Below are 23791 nucleotides of genomic sequence, written 5' to 3'. Positions count from 1 at the left end.
TCATTTGCTCGCGGCCTCATCGCTCGGGAAGTGGCGCCCCTCGCCCAGCTTGTCCTCGATGTAGAGCAGGTTGACGAGCACCAGCGCGACGATGGCGAGCGGCGTCGCCAGGAACATGCCCAGGATGCCGAACAACACCCCGCCCGCAGCGATCGCCCCGATGGTGATGACGGGCGGCAGGTCCACCACGCGCTTCTGCATCAGGGGGGTGATCAGGTTGCCCTCCGTCTGCTGGATCGCGAGGTAGAGCAGCGCCACCCAGATGGCGTCCTGCGGCGACTGGGCAAAGGCGATCAGGATGCCCGGCACCGCCGACAGAACCGGCCCGATCAGCGGAACGAACTCCAGAAGGCCGGCGAGGAACCCCAGGGCCGGCGCGCTGGGAATGCCGAGCAGCAGCAGCCCAACCGTCGTCAGCACGCCGACGATCACCATGGCGGCGATCTGCCCGATCAGCCATTTCCACAGGGAGTCGCCCATGACGTCCAGCACCTCGTGGGCGCGCTCATGCCCGCGCGGCGGCACCAGCAGCACGACGCCCCGCCGGTAGATGGCCGGCGAGGCGGCCAGATAAATGGCCGTGAAGGCCACCACCACGGCATCGCCCAGGAAGAAGATCACACTGGAGGCCACCGTCCGCAGCCGGCTGAGCCAGGAGGTGGCGTCGCGCCCCTGCTGAAGCAGCTGATCCCGCAGCGGATGCGGCAGCTGGTCGATGCCGCGGTTGATCTGCTCCGTCAGTTGCGTGAACTGCGAGACGACGGACTGGCCGAGCAGGTAGCCGCCCCCAACCAGCATGGCCGTGATGCCGACCAGCACCACCGCCAGCGCCCACCCCTGCGACAGGTGAGTATAGCGTTCCACGATGCCGGCGACCCGTTGCAGCAGGATCGCGAACAGCACGCCGGCGAAGACCAGCAGCAGCGCGTCGGCCACCTGCCAGGCCAGGAAGCACAGACCGAAGATGCCGACGGCGATCAGCACCTTCCAGGTGAAGACCTTCAGTTCGGTGGAGATGGCGCGCCCGCCCGTTCCGGCGGGTGCCCGTTCGATGCGGGCCGCCGCTTCGGCCGCCTGTCGGGTGGAGTCCATGGCGTCTTCCCATCTGCGCGTCCCGGATGAAACGCCGCGCGAGGGGAAGTGTTGCGCCGTGCGCGCTCTACGCCTTTCGATGTACCACACTTATCCGAATGCGCGACGACTGTTGGCTCCCCATATCATGAGGGACGCCAAGGAGTCATTCTCGCTGATGTCACCTAAAGCCCGCCGGAAACGGCGGGCTCTTTTCTTGGGTGAGGTGGACACCGCCGTCTTCCTTTGGGTGGAACGGTTCAGCCGGTCGCGGGCGCGAACGTTCCGGCCTTTTCCCGCGGGCTGCCAGCCGGCACGGCGGTCGCCGGGAAGACGAGGCTGATGCGCAAGCCCGGCCCGTTGTCTTCCAGCACCAATTGCGCCCCGTGAAGCCGCGCCACCGCGTCCACGAGGCTGAGCCCCAGCCCGTTGCCGGGCGAGGCCCGCGCGGTGTCGAGCCGTACGAAGCGCTGCAGCACCTTCTCCCGCATGTCCTCGGGGATGCCCGGACCGCTGTCCGCCACCGTCACGCGGGCGGCCCGCCCCGGCCCGGCCCCCTCCAGCAACAGCGCGATGCGCCCGCCCTCCGGCGTGTATTTGATGGCGTTGTCGAGCAGGTTGGACACCGCCTGGGCCAGCAGCTGCTCATTCCCGCGCACGGTCGCCTCGCCCAGAACTTCGGTGGAGAGGGTCTGGCCCTTTTCCTCGGCCACGGGCTCGTAGAGGTCGGCGGCGAGCCGCACCACCCCGGCGAGGTCCACCGGCTCCAGATCGGTGCGCTTGGCGCCGGATTCCGCCTCGGCGATGGACAGCAGCGCGGTGAAGGTGGCCAGCAGCCGGTCCGCCTCCGTGATCGTGTCCTGAAGCACGGCGCGGTAGACCTCCGGGTCCTCCGTGTCGTGGATCAGCGCCAGCTCGACACGGGCGCGCAGGCGCGACAGCGGCGTCCGCAGGTCGTGGGCGACGCTTTCCGTCACCTGCCGCATGCCGGTCATCAGCCGCTCGATCTGGTCGAGCATGGCGTTCAGGTTGCCGGCCAGACGGTCGATCTCGTCGCCCCCGCCGCCGCGCGGGACACGGCCGGACAGGTCGCCGGCCATGATCCGGAGGGTGGTTCGGTTGATCGCCTCGATCCGCCGCATCGCCCCGCGCGCCACCAGCAGCCCGCCGCCCAGCCCCAGCACGACCGTCACGGCGAAGACCCAGCGCAGCGAGACCAGCATGCGCCCGCGCAGCTGGTCGATCTCGCTCATGTCGCGGCCGACCAGCAGGCGGAACTGGCCGGGCAGCGTGAAGGTGACGGCCATCGCCGTGGATGGCCGGTCGTCCGCCCCGCCGTAGTCGGCGACCTTGAAATGCAGCCATCCGTCGTCCCCTGGCGCCGCATCGGGCCACGCCGACAGGTTTCCGGCCAGGGTGACCCCACCCGGCGTGGTCAGCAGGTAGACGGAGTTGGTGTGCGGCATCGCGCTGCGGTCCCGGACCGCATCGACCAGCCCGCGCAGCCCGGTGCTGCGGTACTGGTCCTGAAGGCCGGCGACCTCCAGCGCGATGGTCTCGCCGATCTCCCCTTCCAGGAAGCCGGCGGTGCTGCGGTAGACGACCAGCAGGATGACGCCCACCGACAGAATGAACAGGGCAAGATACAGAAGGGCCAGCCGGAAGGGCGTGGTGTGCACCAGCCGCAGGAGGGAGGTGGCGAGCGCGCTCACGCCCCCGGTCTCACTCTGGCGCCCGCAGGCTGTAGCCGGCCCCGCGCACCGTGTGGATCAGCGGCGCCGGAAAGTCCTTGTCGATCTTCTGGCGCAGCCGGGCGATGTGCACGTCGATGACGTTGGTCTGCGGATCGAAGTGATAGTCCCAGACATTCTCCAGCATCATGGTCCGCGTCACCACGCTGCCGGCGTTGCGCATCAGGTATTCCAGCAGCGCGAACTCGCGCGGCAGCAGTTCGATGGGCTTGCCGGAGCGCTTGACGGTGCGGGACAGCAGGTCCAGCTCCAGGTCGCCGACGGCCAGCTTGGTCTGCGGCTGGGCCGCCGTGCGTCGGCGCACCAGCACCTCAATGCGGGCGAGCAGTTCGGAGAAGGCGTAGGGCTTGGTCAGATAGTCGTCGCCGCCGGCCCGCAGCCCCTTCACCCGGTCGTCCACGCTGCCGAGCGCGGAGAGGAACAGCACCGGCGTGTCGTTGCCGGTGGCGCGCAGGATCTCGACCAGCGACAGCCCGTCGCGGCCCGGCAGCATCCGGTCCACGACCATGACGTCGTAATGCTCCGACCCGGCCAGGAACAGCCCGTCCTTGCCGTCGTGGGCGAGATCCACGACGTGCCCGGCCTCCTTCAGCCCCTTCGCGAGGTAGGAGGCGGCCTGTTGATCATCTTCGATCACGAGGACTTTCATGAGCATCACAATACCGCATCCTTGGCAGGGGCCATAGATCCCTCGACGCATCCCTCGATGCATCCCTTGATGGGAGCGCCGCTCCCTCTCCCTGGACGGGGGAGAGGGAGGCGCATCGCTCACGCCTTGCCGAGCTTCAGCGGGACGAAGCTTTCGCTGCCGTGGCGGTTGACCAGAAGCAGGACCGCCTTGCGCCCGTCCTTCTCGGCCTCAGCCAAGCTTTTGGTGACGTCCGCCGGGGAGGTCACCGTCCGGTCGCCGACCTTGACGATCACGTCGCCGGGACGCACCGGGACGTCGCCGGCCTTGGGCGAAACCGCGGTCACCACCACGCCCTTCACCCCGTCCTCAAGCCCCAGCCGCTGGCGCGCCGCCTCGTCGAGCGGGGCGAGTTTCAACCCCTTCACCGTCTCCACGGCTTGGCTGTCCGCCGGCGCGCCCTCGTTGGAGGCCACCTGCTGTTCGGCCGGCAGGGGAGCGATGTTCGCGGAGACGGTCGTCTCCTTGCCCTGGCGCATCACGGTCATGTCGACCTTGTCCCCGGCCTTGGTCTCGGCGACGCGGCGGGTCAGGTCGCGCAGGGTGTCGACCGGCTTGCCGCCGTAGGCAAGGATCACGTCGCCCTGGCGAAGGCCGGCCTTGGCGGCGGGGCTGCCGGGGGTCACCTCGGCGACCAGCGCGCCCTTGGGCTGCGACAGGCCGACGGTGTCGGCGATGTCCGGCGAAACCTCCTGGATCTTCACGCCGAGCCAGCCGCGCTCCACATGGCCGCTGTCCTTGAGCTGGGCGACGACCTGCTTGGCGATGTTGGACGGGATGGCGAAGCCGATGCCGACCGAGCCGCCGTTCGGCGAGTAGATGGCGGTGTTGATGCCGATGACCTGACCGTTCAGGTTGAAGGTCGGGCCGCCCGAGTTGCCGCGGTTGATGGCGGCATCGAGTTGGAGATAGTCGTCGTACGGGCCGCTGTGGATGTCGCGGCCGCGCGCGGAGATGATGCCCTTGGTCACCGTGCCGCCGAGCCCGAAGGGGTTGCCGACGGCCATCACCCAGTCGCCCACGCGGGAGGCGTCGCTGTTGCCCCAGTCCAGCGCCGGCAGGGGCTTGTCCGACTTCACCTTCAGCAGCGCGATGTCGGTCTTGGCGTCGCGCCCGACCAGCGTGGCCGGCAGCGCCGTGCCATCCTGGAGGGTGACGGTGATCTCCTGCGCGCCGTCGATGACGTGGTTGTTGGTGACCACGTAGCCCGACGGATCGACAACGAAGCCGGAACCCAGCGAGCCCATCTTGCCCTTGGGCTGCGCGTCCTCCCCGTCGCCCGGGCCGAACTGGTCCTGGAACTGGCGGAAGAACTCCTCGAAAGGCGAGCCCGGCGGGACGTTCGGCAGGCGCGGTGCACCGCGCTCGGCCTTCACCTCCTGGGTGGTCGAGACGTTGACAACGGCGGGCGACACCTTGGCGGCAAGGTCAGCGAAGCTTGCCGGGGTGTCCTGCGTCAGGACGGCCGCGGCGGCGGCGTGCGGCGGGTTGGCGATCAGGAACGGCCCGGTCAGCACCGTGGTGCCGAGCAGCAGGGCGGCAATTGTCCGGCGCATCCCCGGCCGGCGCGAACGTCGAGTGCGGTCGGTGTTGGGGGAGGTGGTCATCGATGGCTCTCCGTGGCTGGCAAGCGCGGTTCGTTGCCCTAGAGGTAGCGAACGGCGGCTCACGGAGGCCTTGCGGCCGGATTAAATGATTTTCAGGGTTGGAATGGTCTACAGCGCCAGCCCGGCCATCTGATGGCGGAGCTTCATGGCCTGCTCGCGCACGCCGTCCAGATGCGGGTTGATGGCCAGCGCCGCGTTGAAGGCGCGCAAGGCGCCCTCCGGCTCGTCGATGGCGAGATAGACGAGGCCCAAGCCGGCCAGCGCCGCGAAATGGCGCGGCTCCAGGGCCAGCACGCGGCGGATGTCCTGCACGGCGGCGTCGTAGTTGCCCAGCAGATACTCGGCGTTGGCCCGCTTGTCCCAGCCCTCGACGTAGGTCGGGTCGGTGGCGACGACCCGGTCGAAGAGGGCCAGCGCCTCGTCATACTGGTCGTCGTTCAGCTTCTGGACGCCGTCCCGCATCAGGGCCAGCACGTCCTGGCGCGGATTGTCCAGCCAGATTTCCCAGATCCGGTCCTCGACGGCTTCCGCCGCGACCTGATCGCTGGTGCCCAGCAGGTCCCGGAACAACGGATCGAGGCGCGAATCCTCCGGACCCGCCAACGCTGGGGCCGCGAGGAGCGACAGGGCCATAAAGGCCACGAGCAAGCGAATTCGTCGGGTCATTCCCAAAAATTGGGATGCGTCGCCCGCGAGCAACACTCGCCTTTAAGGCGATCATCCGCTCGGCCCTCTTCCACCCGAATGGGCATCATCCGAACGGCTGGTGCTATTACGTACACAAAGAAAAACGGCCGGCGGAGCAATCCGCCGGCCGTTTTTCTTAGACAACAAACCCTGGACCTTAGGCAGCCTTGCTGCTGCGGCCGGCCACGATTTCGTCGGTGACGTTGCGCGGCACCGGCTCGTAGTGGCTGAACTCCATCGTGTAGGACGCACGGCCGGAGGTCATGCCACGCAGCTGGCCGATGTAGCCGAACATCTCGTTCAGCGGCACATGGGCCTCGACGGCGATGTTGGTGCCACGCTCCAGCTGGCCCAGCACCGTGCCGCGGCGGCGGTTCACGTCGCCGATCACGTCGCCCAGATAGTCGTCCGGGGTGACGATCTCGACCTTCATCACCGGCTCCAGCAGGATCGGAGCGGCGAGCTTCAGGGCCTCGCGGAAGCAAGCCTTGGCGGCGATTTCGAACGTCAGGGCGTTCGAGTCGACGTCGTGGTACTTGCCGTCCACCAGGCGGGCGCGGAAGTCCACAGTCGGATAGGAGGCGAGCACGCCCTCTTCCTTCTGCATTTCCAGGCCCTTGGCCACCGACGGAACGTATTCGCGCGGCACCGAGCCGCCGACCGTCTCGTCCTTGAACTCGAAGCCTTCACCACGCTCGCGCGGCTCGAACACGATCTTCACTTCGGCGAACTGGCCCGAACCGCCGGTCTGCTTCTTGTGGGTGTAGGTGTATTCGACCGGCTTGGTGATCGTCTCGCGGTAGGCCACCTGGGGCTTGCCCATGTTGCCTTCCACGCCGAACTCCGTGCGCATGCGGTCGAGCGTCACTTCGAGGTGCAGCTCGCCCATGCCGCGCAGGATGGTCTGGCCGGTTTCACGGTCGGTCTCCAGACGGAGCGACGGATCCGCGCGGACCATCTTACCCAGCGCGATCGAGAACTTCTCCTGCTCGCCCTTGGTCTTCGGCTCGACCGACACGCTGATGACGGGGTCCGGGAAGCGCATGCGCTCCAGGATCACCGGCGCGGAGGCGTCGCAGAGCGTGTCACCGGTCTCGGTCTCCTGCAGGGAGACGAGCGCGATGATGTCGCCGGCGCGGGCTTCCTCGATCGGGTTGGCTTCCTTCGCGAACATCTCGACCATGCGGCCGATCTTTTCGCGCTTGCCGCGGGTCGAGTTCAGGATCGACATGCCCTTCGTCAGCACGCCCGAGTAGACGCGGATGAAGGTCATCGAGCCGTAGGTGTCGTTCAGCACCTTGAACGCCAGCGCCGAGAAGGGCGCGTCGTCGGAGCTGAGACGCTCGCCGTTCGGGTTGCCGTCCTCGTCCACCGTCTTGATCGCCTCGACGTCCGTCGGGGCCGGCAGGAAGTCGACGACCGCGTCCAGGACCTGCTGCACGCCCTTGTTCTTGTAGGACGAGCCGCAGAGGACCGGGGTAAAGGCGCTGGTGATCGTGCCCTTGCGGATGCAGGAGCGCAGCACGTCGGCCGACGGCTCCTCACCGCTGTCCAGGTAGGCCTCCATCGCGGCCTCGTCCTGCTCCAGGGCGGTGTCGACCAGCTCGGAGCGGAGCGCCGGGATGCTCTCGATGTTGTCGAGGTCTTCCTTGACGGTCAGGTTGAGCTTCTGGGCGAGATCATCGGTGATCTCCCAGATCTCCCACTTGCTGTCCTTGTCGTCGGAGAACCAGACGTAGGCCTTCATCTCGATCAGGTCAACCATGCCGCGGAAGTTGTCTTCCGAGCCCAGCGGAACCTGCAGGCAGACCGGGCGGGCGCCCAGGCGGTTCTTGATCATGTCGACGCAACGACGGAAGTTCGCGCCCGAACGGTCCATCTTGTTGACGTAGCACATGCGCGGGACGTTGTAGTTGTCCGCGAGGCGCCAGTTGGTCTCGGACTGCGGCTCCACGCCGGCCACGCCGTCGAACACGACGACCGCGCCGTCGAGCACGCGGAGCGAGCGGTTCACCTCGATGGTGAAGTCCACGTGGCCCGGGGTGTCGATGACGTTGATCTTCTTGCCGCGCCAGAAAGCCGAGACGGCAGCCGACTGAATCGTGATGCCGCGCTTCTGCTCCTGCTCCATGTAGTCGGTCGTGGTCGAAGTCTTCAGATCCTTCGTCTCGTGGACGTCGATGATCGTGTGCTTACGACCCGTGTAGTACAGGATGCGCTCGGTGGTCGTCGTCTTACCGGCATCGACGTGGGCGATGATGCCGATGTTTCGGATGTCAGAAAGAGGCGTTTGGCGCGGCATGTTGCGGATCCATTACTGTAACGCGGCTATCGAAGCGCAACGACGGTCGTCCGCTCCGGCGGCAAGGTTGGTCGGGGTTTTACGGGTGATCTGTTAAGGTGTGATTAACGTTCTGTAAATCCGGAAGGTCATGCCCTTCCGGATTTTTTCGAAGCGCGAGGCCCTCACAGACAGTGGGCCACGCCGGCAAACCCCAACCGAGGGAGCCGGGTCGCCCCGTTCACGCAGCTTATTTAGCCGCGATCACCTGAATTTCAACGAGATACTGCGGCGCGGCGAGCTTCGCCTCCACGGTCGCGCGGGCGGGCGTGTTGGCGGTGTCCACCCACGCTTCCCACGCCTTGTTCATGGCGCCGAAGTTGGCGATGTCCGTCAGGTAAATGGTGGCGGACAGGATGTTGCTCTTGCTCGTACCGGCCTCCGCCAGCAGGGCGTCGATCTGGCCCAGGATCTGGCGGGTCTGCGTCTCCACGTCCGGAGTCGGCTCATCCGCCACCTGGCCGGCCAGGTAGACCGTCTCGTTGTGGATGACCATCTGGCTCATGCGCGGTCCGGAATGGAAGCGCTGGATCGACATGGGTACGGCTCCGGTTACGGGAATTTAGACGCGCGTACGTCTATGCGATTCAGGTCGAAGCACATAGCAAAAAATGCGGTGCAACCGCTCAAACCTGCCCCGCGCCACCCCAGCGCCTCCGCCTCACCGCAAAGAAGGCGTATTTCCCCGGATCGCGGTCCCCCCGATTGCGGCGGAGAAGGCGGCGGCCGGAACGGCGACGGCGCGCGGGGCCGGGCCGGTGGTCGCGGCAACGGCGATTCCCGCGATCCGCCAGCCCTCCCCGTCCCTGACCAGCAGCGCGGCCCCGCTGACGCCGCGCGTGCCGGCGCAGTCGTGGACCAGCAGCGGCCCCTTGGCCGAGGCGACCGTCCCCAGCGCCGCGCAGGCGGTGTCCGCCGTGATGATGTGCGCCTTGTCCTGGCTGTAGCCGCCGAGCATCAGCGGCGTCCCCTTCGGTGGCAGGGATCGGGCGAGCGGCAGCGGTTCGACCCCGGCCGGCGCGTCGCCGTCGAGCGTCAGCACCGCCCAGTCGCCGGCGAGTCCCTCCGGCTTGCGCTCCGGGTCGTAGGGGCCGCCAATGGTCAGCGCGGTGATGGTGCGGTGCTCCTGATACTCCCCGCGCGCGTAGCCGAACAGAACGTGCAGGGAGGAGGCCGGCAGGTACTGCCGCGCGCGGTTCAGCAGGCAGTGGGCCGCCGTCACCACACGGCGCGGCGCCACCAGCACGCCGGTGCAGCGCCCGCCGAGGTTGTTCTGCACCTTGACGAGGCTGCGCCAGGGCGCCTGGGGCAAGTCAACCGGGGTGCGCCGGTCCTCCGCCCCGATACCGGGCAGCGCCGGCTTTTGCGCCAGATTCTGGGCCAGGGCGGGTGCGGCGATCAGCGCCACCGAAAGCGCCAGGAGGCCGATCAGACGTTCTTGATACGTTTTCATCTTCGTCTTATCCTAGGCCCCATGGGCACGCTGATCATCACGGAAAAATCCAGTCAGGCAAAGGACCTGCGCGCCGCGCTCGGCGAGCGCTACGGGCGCATCCTGCCGGCCGAGGGACATCTGTTGCGTCTGGCCGAGCCGGACGAGGTGAACCCGGACTGGAAACGCTGGTCGCCGACCCTGCTGAAGCCGGACGGACTCTACCCGACGCGGCCGGACAGCGGCGGTAACAAAGCGGCGAAGCTGGCCGCCATCAAGGCGGCGCTGAAGGGCTGCGACCAGGTGATCCTCGCCACCGACTGCGACCGTGAAGGGCAGCTGATCGGGCAGGAGATCCTGGAGCATGTCGGCTATCGCGGCCGGGTGCAGCGCGCGCTCTTCACCGCCCAGGACCCCAAGACGATCCGCGACGCCTTCGCGAAGCTGAAGCCGAACAACGAACTTCGTCCCCTGTACGAGGCGGCGGTGGCGCGCCAGCAGGCCGACCAGATCTTCAACCTGTCGCTGACCCGCACGGCGACCAAGACGCTGCTGGCGCCGGGCACGCGCGGGGTGATCGGCATCGGACGGGTGAAGACTCCGACGCTCGCCATCGTCTGCCTGCGCGAACTGGAAATCCGCAACTTCAAGCCGGAGGATTATTTCGAGGTCGTGGCGACGGCCACCGTGGAGGCCGGCTCCTTCCAGATGCGCCACGCTCCTCCGCCGAAAGACCGCATCAAGGACCGCGCCCGCGCCGAGGCCATCGCCCGCGCCGCCGCCGGCCACAGCGGTCCGCTGTCGGTTGAGGTGGAGGAAAAGCGGCAGGCCCCGCCGAAGCTCTACGACCTGCCCTCGCTCCAGAAGACCTGTGGCCAGCGCTGGGGCTGGACCGCCGACCGGACGCTGTCGGTGGCGCAGGAGTTGTACGACGGTGAGGGCAAGAAGCTGATCACCTACCCGCGCGCGGAGGCGCGCTACCTGTCGGAAAACCAGATCGCCGACGTGCCGGCCATCACCGGCGCGCTGACCCGCCTGCGCGGCTTCGCCCATCTGGATCTCTCGCGGCCGGTGATTCGCAAGGGCAAGTCCGGCCATTTCTGCGACAAGGCGCTGGAAGGCGTGTCGCACCACGCCATCGTCCCGAACGTCAACGTGCTGGACGACCTGGAAACGCGGCTGAACCGGCTGACCGACGACGAAAAGCGGCTCTACGCGCTGATCTGCCGCTCCTATCTGGCGGCCGTGATGCCGGACTACGAATACCGGCAGACGACGGCGACCATGGACGTGCCGCCCCTTGATAAAAATGGTGACGGCAAGCCCGTGCCGTTCCGCGCGGTCGGGCGCATTCCGCTGAAGCTCGGCTGGAAAGCCGCCTTCGGCTCAGCCGAGAACGACGGCAAGCCGGAGGACGAGGCGGAGCAGACGCTTCCCCCGCTCACCCACGGCGAATCGGCCACCCTGTCCGACCCCAAGGTGGAGGCCAAGCGCACCCAGGCGCCGCCGCGCTACAACGAAGGCACGCTGGTGGACGCCATGCAGAACGCCTGGCGTTTCGTCGAGGATCCGGCGCTCCGCGACCGGCTGAAGGAGGCCAAGGGCATCGGCACCCCCGCCACCCGCGCCGAGATCATCAAGGGTCTGCGCCGGCAGAACCTGCTGGACGCCGACGGCAAGTGGCTGACGCCGACCCCGGCCGGGCTGCAACTGTTCGAAACGCTGCGCGCCGCCGCCCCGACGCTGGTTGATCCGGGCACGACGGCGCTGTGGGAGATGCGGCTGGACGAGGTCGTCACCGGCCGCGCCGACTTCCGCACCGTGATCGACGGCATCGCCGACGAGGCCGGCCGGCTGATCGGCGTGCTGGTCGGCAACCGGGGACCGGCGGTGGATCTCGGCGTGAAGGCCACCTTCCGCGCCGGGCGCGGCGGAACCGGCCGAAGGCGGGCCAGCACCGGCACGACCGGAACCACTAAGGGAACACGCACGCGCAGCCGTGTCCGCAAGACCGCAACGGAGGCCGAGGACGGCGCCCCGCCCAAGCCGCGCCGCGCCCGCAAGGCCAAGGCCACGGCGACGGTCGCACCCTCCATCGCTCCGGTTTCCGAAACGCCCCCCTCCCCTCCGCCTTCCAGCGGGGCACGCCGCAAGTCCCCGACCGACAAGATGGTCGCCTTCGCCCGCAGCCTCGCCGAGCGCAAGGGCGTGGAGTTGCCGGAAGCTGTCGTGCAAGACTTCGACTCCTGCCGCCAGTTTCTGGACCAGCACGCGCGGTGACGTTCCCTTTCTCCCTCTCCCCTCTGGGGAGAGGGTCGGGGTGAGGGGGTCCCGCCACCCTGGTACGTCCGGCACACGCGCATCCCCCTCACCCTAACCCTCTCCCCGGAGGGGAGAGGGAAGTAGGAAAGCAGCAATCCTCCCCGAACTGTGGCGCAGGCCACAGCGGCCCGCGTTGCATCCGCCTACCTTCCGGCCATCGACACCGCCGCGGCTGACGCCCGGCGCCACATGTCCGAAGGAGATTCGCCCCATGCGCCGCCTGACCCTGATCGCCGCCGCTGCCGCTGCCCTCTGCACCGCGCCGGCTTTTGCTTACGACCTGCAAACCGGCGGGATGCCGCTCGGCCCCGCGATGGGGAAGCCGGCCTTCGGCAGCTCCTACGCGGGCGTGGCGCCGCTGACCAACACCAACGTCGGCGTGAACACGAACCTCGCTGCCGGCATCGGCAACAAGGCCAAGCAGCAGGTGTTCGGGCTGCAACAGGGGCCGGGGTTCGGCTCGTCGCTGGTGAACACCAACGTCGGCGTGAACACCAACGTCGCCGCCGGCATCGGCAACAAGGCCAAGCAGAGCGTCACCGGAGTCACGTTCGGCTTCGGCAAGGGCGGGCTTCTGGACACCAACGTCGGCGTGAACACGAACGTTTCCGCCGGCATCGGCAACCTCGCCGGCCAGAAAGTGTTCGGTCTGCAAGCCCAGTGACCCGTGTGGGCGCCGCCGCCCCGACCGGCGGCGCCCCGCCTTCCGCGATCCTCACCGGAGGACTTTCGCCATGCTCCGTTTCGCCCTGTCGGCCCTCGGCTCCGCCGTCGCCGTCCTGCTGCTGACCGCCTCCCCGCAAACCGCGAGCGCGGAGAACCTCGCCTGCCAGACGGTCAATGGGAAGACGGTGTGCAGCCGCGGGCAAGGCTCGCTGGCCTGCCAGACGGTCAACGACAAGACCACCTGCATCACCGGGCCGGGTACGCTGACCTGCGAGACCATCAACGACAAGACGACCTGCCGCCGCGGGCCGGCGCCGCACGACCTGAAGCCGATGCCCATGCCGCCGATGACTATGCCGTCCCTACCCCCGTTGCCCCACGAGGCCAAGCCAACCCCCGACCAGCCCTTCGGCCGCAACTTCCCCTTCGAGGAGGACGCCCGCGCCGAACCCAATTTCCTGGGGCCCGACGCCCTCGGGGGGGCGCATGGACTGACCGTGCGCGTCGGCACGCTGGTGGTTTCCATCGACTGACCCCGGAATCAGGGACATTCACCGAGGACATTCCATGCACGACCCCGAATCCCTGGACACGTTCGTCCGCGACCGATTCGCCCAGCTTGGGCTGCTCGACTGCGCCTACGTCAAGAAGACCGTGAGCCGCTGGGGACGGACCCGCTACGTCGCCTATGGGGCGGACGGGACGCGGCTCTGGCAGTTCCGCAGCCGAGAACTGGCCGACGCCACCCTGGCGCAGCAGGACATGCGCGCGCTCAGCGTGCACTGACCGGAGCGCAACCGCCGCCAAATGTGGCCCGCCTCACAGCGGGCCGCGGGGCTTTCCGACACATTGCGCGGCGAAACACCGAACAGGAGGAGCCTGCCATGCCCCGCACCGCTCTGCTCTCCGGCTTCGCCGCCCTGGCGCTGTTGAGCGGGACCGCCGCCGCGCAGGACGCGGGCGGCTTCTCCGTCGATCCACGGCTGGGGGCCACGGTCGGCATGTCGATGGGCATGGGGATGGGCATGCCGCCCTTGCTGCCGCGCCAGCCGGTCTTCGTGAACGCCGGCCCGCGCGGGGCGCCTCCGGGCGCCACGGTCACCAACCCCGCCGTCAGCCGCAAGCAGGTGCACCAGCAGGCCATCGCCAAGATTCGCGGCGACGCCGGCTTCCTCGGCGGCTTCAACAAGGGGCAGGCGCTGGCCGCCAGCCGTCAGCCGCCGCCCGAGCCGGTCGTCCCGGTCTTCCCGACCTTCAACTTCATCGACGCCCCGTTCACCGTGAACAACGTCGACAGCTCGCTGTCGCTGACCTTCGGCGACGGCAACGTTTCCAGCCAGGGGGTGCTGCAAAACACCGAAATCTCCGGCAATCCTGGCGGCGGCGCGCCGCAGGCCCAGGCGCCCCCACAGGGTCCCTCCGCCACGGCCCCGGCGCAGGCTCACGCCCCGGCGCCGCCCCCGAAGCCGGTGCCGGTCGCGGCGCCGAAGCCCTCCGGGAACAAGGGGAGCTTTCCCTTCGGCGGCGACATCGACCCGGTCATGTCCAATTTCGGTCCGCTGCCGCACCTTCCGGCGGCGCTCGCCAACGGCGGTGTTCAGTTCAACAACGTCAACAGCACCTTCAACGCCGCCATCGGCCAGGGCAACGTCGCATCGCAGCAGGTCATCAGCATCCAGAAGCTGGGCAAGAAGTAGTGTCGCGGCAAAAAGGAAAGGCCCCCTTCCCGCGTGGGAAGAGGGCCTTTTCGTGCGCGTGGACGGTTACGCGGTGACCGCGTCGCGGGTGGCCGGCTGAGCGGCCGGCTGGGCGGCGGTCTGCGGGGCCGGCAGTTCCACCGGACGCGGGGCGCGGGCCGGCAGCATGTCGCCGACCGCAAAGCCCACCGCCATCAGGTTCGGCACCGCCATGGCGAACAGCAGGGCCGACCAAAGCTCCAGCGACAGGGTGCCCAGCGGGTTCACCAGGGCCGCCGTGGCCGAGGCCGCCAGCAGCGCGCCGGACAGGTAGGCTTCCGGCTTGGCGCAGAAGCGGCTGGGCGCCCGCTTGCCGCCCTTGGCGGTGACGCGGAAGGCGTCGCGCTTGCGGATCACACCGCGGAGCGCCGCCATCGCCACCGTGGTGGACAGGGCCATGCCGACCGCACAGGCGCCGACGCTGTCCTTCCACGAGTTGCCCGAGGCGTAGCGCGAGGCCAGCAGGCTCGACCCGGCGCGCAGGACCAACGCACCCAGCACGGCGGCGGTGGCTTCGACCGGCGGCAGGTGCAGCGGCAGAACCAGCGAGGCGAAGGTCCAGGTCACCGCCGCGCCGGCGGCGATCACGCCCACCGCGTCCGACCACCAGCGCGCCCAGTTGGTCAGGTAACCGAGCTTCTGCGCGGCGCTCAGCTCCGCCGCACCCGGCAGGAACTTCTTCCAGTGGGCGCGCAGGATCTGCGTGGAGCCGAAGACCCAGCGGTCGCGCTGCTTGCGGAACTGCATGAAGTTGTCCGGGGCAAGGCCCTCGCCCAGCCGCTCGTCCGTGTAGGCGGCGCGGTAGCCGGCCGACAGGATGCGGATGCCAAGCTCGGTGTCCTCGCAGATGCCCTCCTCCGACCAGCCGCCGACCTGATCCATGGCGGAGCGGCGCAGCATGATCATCGTGCCGTGGCAGATGAAGGCCTGGGTCGCCAGACCCTCCTGCATGCCGACATCGAAGAAGGGACGGTACTCGGCCGTCATGGCGGCCTTCAGGCCGGTCTCGCGGCCGTCGCGGTGCTCCTGCGGGGCCTGCACGATGCCGACGCTGGGGTCCGCGAAGGTCGGGGCCAGCTTGTTCAGCCAGTCCGGCGACACGGTGTAGTCGGCATCCAGAACCGCGACGATCTCGGCGGCCGGGTCGGTGTGGCGCAGCGCCGCGTTCAGGGCGCCGGCCTTGAAGCCGCTGATCTTCTTGTACCAGTGGAACTTGAACTTCGGTCCCAGCTCCGCGCACAGCTCCTCGACCGGGCGGACCAGCTCCTCATCCTCGGTGTTGTTGATGAGGACGACGACCTCATAGTTCGGATAGTCGAGCCGGGCGAGCGAGGTCAGCGTGGCGGCCAGCACGTCCGGCTGCTCGCGGCAGGCGGCGACGTGGATGGAGACCATCGGCTTGTGCTCCGGCACGGCCGGAATGGACGGCAGCAGCTCCGGCGCGCGGCCGGTGAACAGGCGCCGCACCACCTCCGTCAGGTCGGCGAAGGCCACGCCCATCATCAGCGCGCCCAGCAGGAAGGCGGAGCCCCAGGTGGTCACGGCGCCGAAGGTCAGATACTCGCCATAGGCGCCGGCCACCGCCGAGCCGACCGCGAAGCCGATCACGTTGGCGCCGACCGAGGCGGCCAGCGCGTAGGACAGGCTGGTCCGGCGGCGGAAGGCGACGAAAGCCGACAGGGCGAGGCCGAGGCCCAGCGCCACACCGGCGCCCACCCGGTCGCCGTAGGGGGCCGGCACGTCGCCCTTCAGCGGCCACTTCGGCGCGCGGTCGGCGTCCAGCACGCCCCAGGTCGGGCCGGGCGAGCCTTCGATGGTGGACTTCCACACGCCGTCGAACGCCTCGACCACGTTGTAGTCGATGCCCAACATGCCGGCCTCGGCCGCGAAGTTGCGGACCACCCAGGCCTGCGACTGCGGCGTGGCGTAGGCGTCGTGGAAGTTCTCGCCGCCCGACGGCCAGCCCACCTCGCCCACGAACAGCGGCTTGCCCGGATGCGCCTTGCGCACGGTGTCCAGCCGGTCGCGGATCCAGGTCAGCGCCTTGTCGGCCGGCACGCCTTCCCAGTAGGGCAGGACGTGCACGCCCATGTAGTCGGACGCCTTGATGGTCTCCTTCGCCTTCACGACTTCCGACCACACGTCGGCGGTGCCGACCTTGATGTGCTTGGGCACGGCGGCGCGGACCCGCTTGACGTAGCTGGCCAGCTCCGCGTCGGTCAGGTCGGCGCGCAGCAGCGTTTCATTGCCGACCACGATGCGGGTGATGCCGCGCACCGTGCGGGCCAGCGTTATGGCGCGGGCCACTTCCTGCTCGTTGCGGGTCTTGTCCTTGCTGAGCCACACGCCCAGCGAGACGTCCAGCCCGTGCTTGGCCGCGATGGCCGGCACCTGCCCTTGCGAGCCGAGCGTGGAGTAGGTGCGCACCCCGTCGGCGAAGCCGGCGATGGCCGTCATGTCCTTGTCGATCTCGGTCTCCGGCACCACCGGCTGGTGGTTTGGGTCGTAGTCGCGGCCCGAGGGCGAATAGGACACGGATTCGATGCGCCCCGGCTGCGCGTCCACAGGAGTGGGCGCGTTGCGCCAGGACCAGAAGGACGCATGGCCGGCAGTCACGGCCAGCATGGCGGCGGCCAGGGCCGCCGACCGGATCGAACGCTTCGGGTTGCTCATGTGGGGAGGTTCGCAAGCCTGGAAGGAAGGTGGCGGGCGCCACCGGACACTCAGACGAACGTGCACCGCAAAAAACTATTCCCGGACCTTCGCCAAAATTTTGATCCGGGAACGGCCGGGCCATCCGCCCTGTTGGCTGGACCGACTGCGAAGACCGGAAAGACGACCGGAGAAGCGAGGATGACGGACAAGAAAGTCGACGTGGACGCTCTGGAGGAGACGATGGAGGAGGTGGTCGAGACGCTCGACCTCGCCGAACAGGCGGCCGAACTCGTCAAGGCCAAGAGCCCCGACCCCATGGACCGCGCCCGCGCCGCCGCCGTGCAGAAGCAGGCCGAAGCGATGCTGGACGCCGCAGAGGAAGCGGGCGGCGGTGGCGGACGGACCGCCCCCGCCATCATGCCCGGCCCGCGCCGCCCCAACGGCCTGCTGAACTGACGCAACACAGGAAAAAGGAGACACCCATGGCCGGCCAGCACGAAAAGAGCCCGGAACACCGCAAAGCCCACGACCTCGCCGAGCAGGCCATCGAAAAAGCCGCCGACGGCGACACCCGCAAGGCGAAGGACTTGGCCGACCAAGCCAAGGACATCGACCCTAAGATCGGCGAGGAAATGGCCCGCGAGATCGAAGAAGACCGCAAACAGGCCGACAAATACAAGGGGCAGTCCGGCTCGGACCGTTCGTGAACACCCCTTCATAGTCCCCTCTCCCCTCCGGGGCTCGGAGCCGCCCGCGAAGTGGGATGAGCGCCGAAGGCGATCATAGGCGGAGAGCGGTCGCGAGACTTGCGAGCGACCGGGTTCAGGATGAGGGGGCGGCCGAAGGCCGGAAAAGCCCTGCAATGAGCCGGCGCCCCCTCACCCCGTCCCTCTGGCCCGCTCCGGCCCCTCCATGCGGGCCTGCCCCGTGGGGCACAGGGTCAGCAGCACGCAGCGGTCGCACGCCGGGTTGTGGTGGAAGCACACCCGCTGCCCGTGCAGCATCATCACTTCATGGTTGTCGTAAATCTGCTGCGCGGTCCAGTCGCGGGGAAGCTGCGCCTCCAGGATGCGGTGCGACGGGCCGACCGCGACCTTCGCCGGGATCAGGCCTGTGCGCACCGCCACGCGGTGGTGATGGCTGTCCACCGGCAGCGCCGGGCGACGCAGACTGCTGAAGCTCATCACGGCCGCGCTGGTCTTCGGGCCGACGCCGGGAAGGGATTGCAGCCACGCCCGCGCCTCCTCCACCGACAGTTCCGCCAGGAAATCCAACGACAGTTCGCCGCGCAACTCCGTGACCCGACGCAGGATCGCTTGGATGCGCGGGGCCTTCTGTTCCGGCCAGGTGACGCCGGCGATGGTGCCCTCGACCTCCGCCGGGTCGGCGTCGCGCACCGCCGCCCAATCCTCGCCCCAGCGCGCCCGCAAGGCACGGAAGGCCGCCCCCGACGCGGCGTTGCGCGTCCGGTGCGACAGCAGTGAGGACACCAGCTCGCTCAACGGGTCGAGCGCGCGGAAATAGGCCACCGGGCAGCCGAAGACGAGGCAGAGCCGGCGGTGGATCTCCAGCAGCTTGTCGGACGGGGGCTCCTCGAACAGGTCTTTCATCCATTACTCCCATGCGGGGATGGATAGGCGCGGCCCCGCCACACCGCCGGATGGCCGAGCGCCGAGCGGACCAGCGCGGTCCACTGAATCGCCAGCATCACCAGCACGCCCAACGGGTGGAGCAGCACGCCGAGCAGGCTCTGCCGGAAGCGGGTGGCCAGGATCAGGCGCGTCGCCAGCCCCGTCCCCGCCGCCAGGGCCGGCAGCCATTCCGGCGACAGGACCAGAAGCAGCCAGGGCAGGACGTGCCCGCCGAACAGCAGGACGGTCCATACGGGCAATGCCGCAGAAGTCGCCATGCCCTCCGTCGCGTTCTTGGAGAAGCCGGCCCAGACCTCGGCGAAGCCCCGGTACATGCGGCAGCGGGCGAATCCGGTGGCGTCGAACAGGTCGGTCATGATGTCGGCGCGGCGGAAGGCGCGCGGAAGCGTCACGCCGTCGTGCAGCGAGGTCCGGATGGCCGCGTGCCCGCCGGCCCTCGCGTAGGCGTTCCGATCCACCAGGATCAGTTGCCCGCAGGCCGCGCCGTAGCCCGGATGCACACTGCGCCGCATGCGCGCCATCGGCAGATAGCCGAGCAGAAGGAAATGGATCAGCGGAATGACCAGCGCCTCCCCCAGCGTTCCGGTCGCCTGCCGGGGAAAGCCGCTGACCAGCCCGGCGCCGCTGGCGCGCAGGAAGGCCGCCATGGGAGCGACCGCGCCGGGCTCCAGCCGCACGTCGGCGTCCTGGAACAGCAGGATCGGGTGCCGCGCCAAGCCCGCCAGGACATGGCAGGCGTGCTGCTTGCCCGACCAGCCCGGTGGCAACGGCGGGGCGCGCTCCAGGCGGACGCGCGGGTCGCGGGCGGCGATGGCGCGGACGATCTCGGCAGTGCGGTCGGTCGAGTGGTCGTCGAGCACGACGACCTCCAGTGCAACGTTTGGGTTGGCGAGCGTAGCCTCGACGGCGTCCGCGATGCTGGCCTCTTCATTGCGGGCCGGGATGAGGATGGAGACGGCGCACTCGGCCCCGCCACTCAATCCCCTCTCCCCTCCGGGGAGAGGGTTAGGGTGAGGGGGTCCGGCAATTGCCGAACCTTCGCGTCCCCCGACATCCCCCTCACCCCGACCCTCTCCCCGGAGGGGAGAGGGAGAAAGTGGCCGGTACAGGGAAAGATTCCATACCATCATTCCCAACGGCAGCGCCGCCAAGCTGAGCGCCGCCCATTCCACCCACGCGCTCACTCGGCACCCCCATGGCCGGGGTCGAAGCGGCGGCCCGTCGCCCAGGCCCGACCCCGCCGCCACAGGTCGTAAACTCCCCCCACCCCGACCGTTCCGCCGATCACCCGGATGAAGCGCTCCGGGTCGCGGCTCTGCGCGTCCTCGGCCAGGGAGTCCATGGTGTCCTCCAGCGCGTGGGTCAGGTGGGCGTTCAGGGTCTCGACGCGCCAGCCTTCGAACAGGGCGGCGTCCACCAGCGTTCCGAAGCGGGCCAGGGCTTCGGGCGTGCGCTCGTCCCAGAACGGGTATTCAAAGGCCATCGGCACGACCACCGCGTCTGGCACGCGCCGCACCAGATGGGCGAGGCCGGGGCGCAATTGCACCGGACGACGGCGCGGATCGGTGAAGGCGCCCTCCGCCGTGATCCACAGCATGGCGTCGGGGACGTCCAAAATTCGGCGGGCGGTGCGCAGGAAGGTGGCGGCGCCTTGGGCGGAGTGCGGCTCGATCCCGAACAGGCCGATGCGGCCCAGGAACGGGTAGCGCGTCAGCCCCGCCACGTCGATGGGACCATAGCCGGGCCGGGCGGCGAAGCGCGTCGTGCCCATCACAATCATGAAGGCCGGATCCCACCAGGAGGGGTGGTTCGTGTAGACGATCACCGGCCGCCCGGCGGGCAGGTTCGGCCAGCCGGGCTTGGCGAGCCGGACGGCGTGGAAGCTCCGCCGCATGGCCCGCGCCATCACCCGCCCGAAGAAGCGGACCAGGAGTGGGGAGCGTGGTGGAAGCGGGTCGCCGTGCCCCCACCCAACCCTCCCCCGCTGGGCGGGGGAGGGCTTTAAATTCCCTCCCCTGCGAAGCGGGGGAGGGTTAGGGAGGGGGCTCGTTTCGACCACGTCGCCTACGCCACCTCCCGCCGGCTCGCCCCGCCCAGGTCCGCGTCCAGCGTGTCGGCGGCGATCCAGCCGGACATCAGAACCATCGGCATGCCAGGACCGGGATGCGCCGCTCCGCCCGCCAGATACAGCCCTGCCACCTCGCGGGAGCGGTTGCCGGGCTTGAAGGCGCCCATGAAACGCCCATGGCTGGCCAACCCGTAGATGGCGCCGTTCAGCACGTTGTAGCGGTCGTGGATATCCTGCGGGGTCAGGTGGCGTTCCACGCGGATGCGGTCTTCCAGGTCGGCCATGCCCGCCGTGCGCTTCAGCTTGTCGAAGACCACGCGGCGGTAGTCGGGCAGCATGCGCGTCCAGTCGTGGTGCGGGCGCAGGTAGGGGGTGTGGACCAGCACATACAGCGCCTCGCCGCCCGGCGGGGCGACGCCCGGTTCGGTGCGGGCGGGGGCGGCGATGTAGCAGGTGGGATCGGGCGCCGGCTCGCCCCGGCGGTAGATCCAGTCGAACTCTTCCTCGGGGTCGCGGGAGAAGACGAAGTCATGGTGCAGCAGGTGGTCGTAGGCACGGTCGAGACCCAGGTAGAAGACCACGCCGGAACAGGCGGGCTCATGCCGTTTGCGCTTCCGGAAGCGTTCGGCCGGCGCGCCGCCGACCAGTTCGTCATACATCCGAACGGAGTCCATGTTGGAGACGACGGCTGAGACGGGCACGCGTTCGCCTGTCCCGGTCTCCACGGCGACGGCACGGCCATTCTCGACGACGATGCGCCGGACGCCGGTGCCAGTGCGGATCTCAACGCCCAGGTCGTTCGCCAGCCGCTCCAGCGCGGCCGGCACGGCGCGGGTGCCGCCATGCGGATACCAGACCCCGTCGTTGGTCTGCATGTGCGCGATGGCGCAGAGCACCGCCGGGGAGCCGTAGGGCGACGACCCCACATACTGCGTGAAGTGGTCGAGCATCTGCGCGACCCGCCCGTCGCTGACCTTGCCGCGGATGGTGCCGGCAACCGTCGCGCCCATGCGCAGCGCCAGCACGTCGGACAGGGTGGCGGCGTTCAGGCTGCGTTTCAGGTCCATGGTGTCGGCCAGATCCTCGACCGGCTTCCAGAAGAAGAAGCGCTCCGAAATGCCGTGCAGCCGTTCCGACAGGGCGAGGAAGCGGCGGTAGCCCTCCCCCGCCCCCTTACCGGGCGCGAAGCGGTCGAGCGTCGCCGCCATGGCGTCCACATCCTCGGACAGGTCGAGCACGCTGCCGTCCTCGAAGAAGCAGCGCCATTGCGGGTCGAGCCGGATGAGGTCCATCTCCTTGTCCAGGTCGCGCCCGGCCTCAGCGAAGATGCGGCGCAGCACGCGCGGCACGGTCAGGATGGTCGGCCCCATGTCGAAGCGGTAGCCGCCCTCCTCCAGCACCGCCGCCTTGCCGCCGAGCCAGCGGTTGCGCTCGAACAGCGTCACGGCATGCCCCCGCGCCGCCAGCACGACGGCTGACGCCAGACCGCCCAGCCCGCCGCCGATCACCGCGATCCGATCCTTCTTCATTATGCCGCCTCCCCAGACAGGGCTTCCTTGACAACACCACCGATGCCGGACAGGTCCGCGGTCCAGGGGACCGGCAGGCCCAATTCCTCCGCCAGCAAACGGGCGGAAATGCGCGCACCCTCGAAGATCACCGGCAGGCCGCTGCCGGGGTGGGTGCCGCCGCCGACCAGATAGACGCCGTCCAGATCCTCGAACCGGTTGCGCGGCCGGTTGTGGAGCATCTGGTCCAGGCTGTGGGCGAGGTTGAAGGTGGCGCCCCGGTGGATGGCGAAGTCGTCGGCCCAGTCGGCGGGGGTGATGACGCGCTCCACCCGGATGCGGCGTTCGAGGTCGCGCACGCCCAACGCCTCCAGCCGCTTCAGCACCAGCGCGCGGTAGCGCGGCGCCTCCGCCGTCCAGTCGATGTGGCCGCGCTGGTGCCCGACCGGGACCAGCACGTAAAGGGTGGAGCAGCCGGGCGGCGCCATTTCCGGATCGGTGGCGCAGGCGTTCTGGACGTAGAGCGACGGGCGCCGGGGCAGTTCCCGGCAGGCCTCGATCTCCGCAAGGTTGCGGGCATAGTCCTCCGCCAGCAGAATCGTGTGGTGGTCGAGGTCCACCCGCCCCTCGATCCCCAGATAGAGCATGAAGGTAGAGCAGGAGAATTTCTTGCGCGCGATCCGCGCGTCGCTCCAGCGCCGGCGCAGGTCGTCGGGCACCAGCGTCGCCATGGCCTTGGCGAAGTCGGCGTTGATGACCAGCGCGTCGGACGGATGGTCGCCCTGCGCGGTCCGCACGCCGACCGCGCGGCGCCCCCGGAACTCGATGTGGCGCACCGCCTCGCCCAGCCGGATCTCCACGCCCAGCTCGCGGGCCAGCTGCGCCATCGCCCCCATTACCGCGCCGCAGCCGCCGCGCGGGTGGTAGACGCCATGTTCATGCTCCAGGAAGGACAGGATGGTGAACAGGCTGGGGCAGCGGAAGGGCGACATGCCCAGGTACTTGCTCTGGAAGGAGAAGGCCAGACGGACGCGCGGGTCCCGGAAATAGCGCGCCAGTTCCGCGTCCACCGACCGGTGCGGGCTGAGCCAGCGCAGCGCCTTCAGGATGGGGCCGGACAGCAGGTCCAGAGGACTGTTGAAGGGCCTTTCCAGAACCGGCCGGAAAAACTCCAGCTTCGCGCGATTGTCCGCCAGGAAACGCTTCAGGTTGCTGGCGTCGCCAGGAGCGAAGCGGTCGATTTCCGCCGCCAGCCGGTCGGGATCGGCCTGCACCCTCAGGTCCCCGCCCCCCTCGAACATCAACCGGTAGAGCGGGTCGAGGCGAACCAGCTCCACCCGGTCGGACAGCCGGCGCCCGGCGGCGGCGAAGATCTCCTCCAGAATGCGGGGATAGAGGAAGAAGGTCGGGCCGGTGTCGAAGCGGAAGCCGTCCGTTTCCATCAACGCGGAACGGCCGCCAACCCGCGGCTTGCGCTCCAGCACCGTGACCTTGGCGCCGGTCAGCGCCAGAAGGATGGCGCTGGCCAGACCGCCCGGTCCCGCGCCGATGATGACCACGCGTCGATGCATGCCGGTCCTTTCTTCCTGAGGGAAAGCGCCCTTGGC

The 23791-nt window shown here is 69.0% G+C and carries 21 protein-coding genes; 7 read left to right on the top strand and 14 right to left on the bottom strand.

Annotated elements, in window-relative coordinates; translation table 11 throughout:
• The 8 genes from ACSVC7_RS04950 to ACSVC7_RS04915 form a co-directional block, all read right to left on the bottom strand.
• Positions 1 to 1092 carry an AI-2E family transporter gene (locus ACSVC7_RS04950; protein ID WP_448203312.1) on the bottom strand — a complete coding sequence of 364 codons (1092 nt, stop codon included), beginning with the start codon at positions 1090 to 1092 and terminating at the stop codon, positions 1 to 3.
• A 239-nt stretch (positions 1093 to 1331) separates the two neighbouring features.
• The gene (locus ACSVC7_RS04945) at positions 1332 to 2783 is read right to left on the bottom strand and encodes a sensor histidine kinase (RefSeq protein ID WP_448203311.1); all 1452 of its coding nucleotides are present in this window, start codon (positions 2781 to 2783) and stop codon (positions 1332 to 1334) included.
• A 10-nt stretch (positions 2784 to 2793) separates the two neighbouring features.
• The gene (locus tag ACSVC7_RS04940; protein WP_448203513.1) at positions 2794 to 3471 is read right to left on the bottom strand and encodes a winged helix-turn-helix domain-containing protein; all 678 of its coding nucleotides are present in this window, start codon (positions 3469 to 3471) and stop codon (positions 2794 to 2796) included.
• Between the two features lie 119 nt (positions 3472 to 3590).
• Positions 3591 to 5117, bottom strand: a complete 1527-nt coding sequence (locus ACSVC7_RS04935; protein ID WP_448203310.1) for a DegQ family serine endoprotease — start codon at positions 5115 to 5117, stop codon at positions 3591 to 3593.
• 108 nt (positions 5118 to 5225) lie between these two features.
• Entirely contained in the window at positions 5226 to 5750 is a 525-nt protein-coding gene (locus tag ACSVC7_RS04930; protein WP_448203309.1) for a tetratricopeptide repeat protein, read from the bottom strand.
• A 211-nt stretch (positions 5751 to 5961) separates the two neighbouring features.
• Positions 5962 to 8106, bottom strand: a complete 2145-nt coding sequence (gene fusA, locus ACSVC7_RS04925; protein ID WP_448203308.1) for an elongation factor G — start codon at positions 8104 to 8106, stop codon at positions 5962 to 5964.
• A 229-nt stretch (positions 8107 to 8335) separates the two neighbouring features.
• Positions 8336 to 8683: a RidA family protein gene (locus ACSVC7_RS04920; RefSeq protein ID WP_448203307.1), complete on the bottom strand. Its 348-nt coding sequence runs from the start codon at positions 8681 to 8683 to the stop codon at positions 8336 to 8338.
• A 123-nt stretch (positions 8684 to 8806) separates the two neighbouring features.
• Positions 8807 to 9598, bottom strand: a complete 792-nt coding sequence (locus ACSVC7_RS04915; protein ID WP_448203306.1) for a trypsin-like serine peptidase — start codon at positions 9596 to 9598, stop codon at positions 8807 to 8809.
• A gap of 21 nt (positions 9599 to 9619) precedes the next feature.
• On the opposite strand from ACSVC7_RS04915, the gene ACSVC7_RS04910 reads away from it, so the two are divergent.
• The 5 genes from ACSVC7_RS04910 to ACSVC7_RS04890 all read left to right on the top strand — a co-directional run bounded on the left by ACSVC7_RS04910 (position 9620) and on the right by ACSVC7_RS04890 (position 14262).
• Complete coding sequence (locus ACSVC7_RS04910) at positions 9620 to 11857, top strand: DNA topoisomerase (RefSeq protein WP_448203305.1); 2238 nt, start codon at positions 9620 to 9622, stop codon at positions 11855 to 11857.
• A 253-nt stretch (positions 11858 to 12110) separates the two neighbouring features.
• The gene (locus ACSVC7_RS04905) at positions 12111 to 12563 is read left to right on the top strand and encodes a hypothetical protein (protein ID WP_448203304.1); all 453 of its coding nucleotides are present in this window, start codon (positions 12111 to 12113) and stop codon (positions 12561 to 12563) included.
• Between the two features lie 70 nt (positions 12564 to 12633).
• Positions 12634 to 13098, top strand: a complete 465-nt coding sequence (locus tag ACSVC7_RS04900; RefSeq protein ID WP_448203303.1) for a hypothetical protein — start codon at positions 12634 to 12636, stop codon at positions 13096 to 13098.
• Between the two features lie 34 nt (positions 13099 to 13132).
• Complete coding sequence (locus ACSVC7_RS04895; RefSeq protein WP_448203302.1) at positions 13133 to 13351, top strand: DUF1150 family protein; 219 nt, start codon at positions 13133 to 13135, stop codon at positions 13349 to 13351.
• A gap of 98 nt (positions 13352 to 13449) precedes the next feature.
• Positions 13450 to 14262 (top strand): hypothetical protein, encoded by an 813-nt coding sequence (locus ACSVC7_RS04890; protein WP_448203301.1) that lies wholly within the window; start codon positions 13450 to 13452, stop codon positions 14260 to 14262.
• A gap of 66 nt (positions 14263 to 14328) precedes the next feature.
• Here ACSVC7_RS04890 and ACSVC7_RS04885 read toward each other — a convergent pair whose 3' ends face one another.
• Positions 14329 to 16974 carry a glycosyltransferase gene (locus tag ACSVC7_RS04885; protein WP_448203300.1) on the bottom strand — a complete coding sequence of 882 codons (2646 nt, stop codon included), beginning with the start codon at positions 16972 to 16974 and terminating at the stop codon, positions 14329 to 14331.
• A 180-nt stretch (positions 16975 to 17154) separates the two neighbouring features.
• On the opposite strand from ACSVC7_RS04885, the gene ACSVC7_RS04880 reads away from it, so the two are divergent.
• Positions 17155 to 17412 carry a hypothetical protein gene (locus ACSVC7_RS04880; protein ID WP_448203299.1) on the top strand — a complete coding sequence of 86 codons (258 nt, stop codon included), beginning with the start codon at positions 17155 to 17157 and terminating at the stop codon, positions 17410 to 17412.
• A gap of 26 nt (positions 17413 to 17438) precedes the next feature.
• A complete protein-coding gene (locus ACSVC7_RS04875; RefSeq protein ID WP_448203298.1) occupies positions 17439 to 17663 on the top strand; it encodes a hypothetical protein in 225 nt (74 codons plus the stop codon).
• Positions 17664 to 17834: 171 nt separating this feature from the next.
• On the opposite strand, the gene ACSVC7_RS04870 is transcribed toward ACSVC7_RS04875, so the two are convergent.
• The 5 genes from ACSVC7_RS04870 to crtI all read right to left on the bottom strand — a co-directional run bounded on the left by ACSVC7_RS04870 (position 17835) and on the right by crtI (position 23755).
• Entirely contained in the window at positions 17835 to 18566 is a 732-nt protein-coding gene (locus ACSVC7_RS04870; protein ID WP_448203297.1) for an endonuclease III domain-containing protein, read from the bottom strand.
• On the bottom strand, positions 18563 to 19588 hold the full coding sequence (locus tag ACSVC7_RS04865) for a glycosyltransferase (protein ID WP_448203296.1): 1026 nt from the start codon (positions 19586 to 19588) through the stop codon (positions 18563 to 18565). Before ACSVC7_RS04865 ends, ACSVC7_RS04870 begins: the two co-directional genes overlap by 4 nt.
• Before the next feature lie 200 nt (positions 19589 to 19788).
• The gene (locus ACSVC7_RS04860; protein WP_448203295.1) at positions 19789 to 20502 is read right to left on the bottom strand and encodes a lysophospholipid acyltransferase family protein; all 714 of its coding nucleotides are present in this window, start codon (positions 20500 to 20502) and stop codon (positions 19789 to 19791) included.
• A gap of 170 nt (positions 20503 to 20672) precedes the next feature.
• Positions 20673 to 22205: a phytoene desaturase family protein gene (locus ACSVC7_RS04855; protein WP_448203294.1), complete on the bottom strand. Its 1533-nt coding sequence runs from the start codon at positions 22203 to 22205 to the stop codon at positions 20673 to 20675.
• The gene (crtI, locus tag ACSVC7_RS04850) at positions 22205 to 23755 is read right to left on the bottom strand and encodes a phytoene desaturase family protein (protein ID WP_448203293.1); all 1551 of its coding nucleotides are present in this window, start codon (positions 23753 to 23755) and stop codon (positions 22205 to 22207) included. Before crtI ends, ACSVC7_RS04855 begins: the two co-directional genes overlap by 1 nt.
• Positions 23756 to 23791 lie beyond the last annotated feature (36 nt).

It is taken from the genome of Azospirillum mesophilum, assembly GCF_053470405.2.
This window is presented reverse-complemented; position numbering and strand designations above follow the sequence as displayed.